This window comes from Candidatus Fermentibacter sp., assembly GCA_030373045.1.
GTDB lineage: Bacteria > Fermentibacterota > Fermentibacteria > Fermentibacterales > Fermentibacteraceae > Fermentibacter.
In genome coordinates this window covers 1-1,305 of the sequence record JAUCPW010000063.1, presented here as the reverse complement: position 1 = coordinate 1,305, position 1,305 = coordinate 1, and the positions used below count along the sequence as shown (strand labels likewise).

Below are 1,305 nucleotides of genomic sequence, written 5' to 3'. Positions count from 1 at the left end.
GTCGAGGGAGATCCTCGTGAGGGGCCCGCTCGCGTAGACGTTCCGCATCCGCTCGATCTCGTCGTCAGTCAGAGGCTCCAGCCCCTCTTCAAGTCGTCGATCCATCGTCTCACCTTCCTCAGGAGATGTCTCCCTCGCATCGCTCGTCGCACCCAAGAGTCTCGGACCCATTTCCGATGCGTGTACTTCATGGTCCCCGCGGCCGGAATCGAACCGGACCTGAACGCCTGGCGGGGCGCCCGCGGTCTACTTCTTCGCGGACTTACCGGACACACTGATCCGCTCGTGGACCTTCCCGCCGTCGTCGACGAAGGTCCACTGGTAACTATTCGACGGGCGCGCGGCCGCGTACATCTCGAAGGCAGCGCGGGCCTGGTCGGGGGTGAGCCCCTTGCAGGGGTTGAAGGGCTGACCGTTACACCTGATCATCATGTGATTCCTCGCTTTTGCTATCATTCCTGAGACGGAGCCTGATGACTCCTCGCTCCCGCCCCGGGAATCGGACCCGGGTTGCGCCGCCGGGCGCGGGACTGATAATACGTCATTTCGCCGATCTGTTGTTGTATCCGCCGGGCCTCCCAATGTAGCGCTGACGCAGTACTCCTTCGGAGACCCAGAAGCCGCACGCCCCAGACCTCAAAAGACACTGGCCAGTGACAGGCCAGTACCCGACGAGCGTGTAAAAGCACCAGCTCCCCATCCCGCCGGGGTGGAGCCTGCCGTCGGCCTGGCGAATGCCGTAGGTGTACTCCCACCCGACGACGATGGGCATCCTCTCTTGCCCGACCGGCAAGATCGGCATGTGGTAGGCCATGGTTCACCCCGCGCACACCCAACCGCAGCCGATCTGACCGCATTCCTGGCAGTACTCGTCCTCCCCGAGCGGCGTCACCTCCTCGGGATCGAACTTCCAGCGGTGGTCGTCCCCCACCATGACCGCGACCACCTTCCCCGTGCGGACCTCGCGGCCCGACCACTCCGTGTCCTCGTCCGGCTCCGTCTCCCAGCCGAGGACGCGGAACGCCACACCCCCGTGCCCCTGGACGCGGTAGGCGTCCGCCGTAAACGTCTCGTCGTCCTGCTCGTAGCCCGTCGCTCGCCGCGCCATGATCATGCCTCCGTGTCCGTCGCGATACTGCGACGCGCCGTCGACCCCGCGGCCGAGGCCTGGATAATGCTCACGTCGTCTCCTCCTTCCCGTCCGCGCGCCATCGCGGAGCGGCGGGGTGGAGCTGGCGAACCAAGTCCGCACACCAACGATGCTCGGCCGCCCGCGCCGCCTCCGCCGCCCGCGCCGCCTCCGCC

The 1,305-nt window shown here is 66.5% G+C and carries 3 protein-coding genes; all 3 read right to left on the bottom strand.

What is annotated here, in order from left to right; all coding sequences use genetic code 11:
• Positions 1–246: 246 nt before the first annotated feature.
• The 3 genes from QUS11_10705 to QUS11_10695 all read right to left on the bottom strand — a co-directional run bounded on the left by QUS11_10705 (position 247) and on the right by QUS11_10695 (position 1,108).
• Positions 247–432 carry a hypothetical protein gene (locus QUS11_10705; protein ID MDM7993769.1) on the bottom strand — a complete coding sequence of 62 codons (186 nt, stop codon included), beginning with the start codon at positions 430–432 and terminating at the stop codon, positions 247–249.
• Positions 433–541: 109 nt separating this feature from the next.
• Positions 542–814: a hypothetical protein gene (locus QUS11_10700; protein ID MDM7993768.1), complete on the bottom strand. Its 273-nt coding sequence runs from the start codon at positions 812–814 to the stop codon at positions 542–544.
• 3 nt (positions 815–817) lie between these two features.
• Positions 818–1,108 (bottom strand): hypothetical protein, encoded by a 291-nt coding sequence (locus QUS11_10695; protein MDM7993767.1) that lies wholly within the window; start codon positions 1,106–1,108, stop codon positions 818–820.
• Positions 1,109–1,305: the final 197 nt, after the last annotated feature.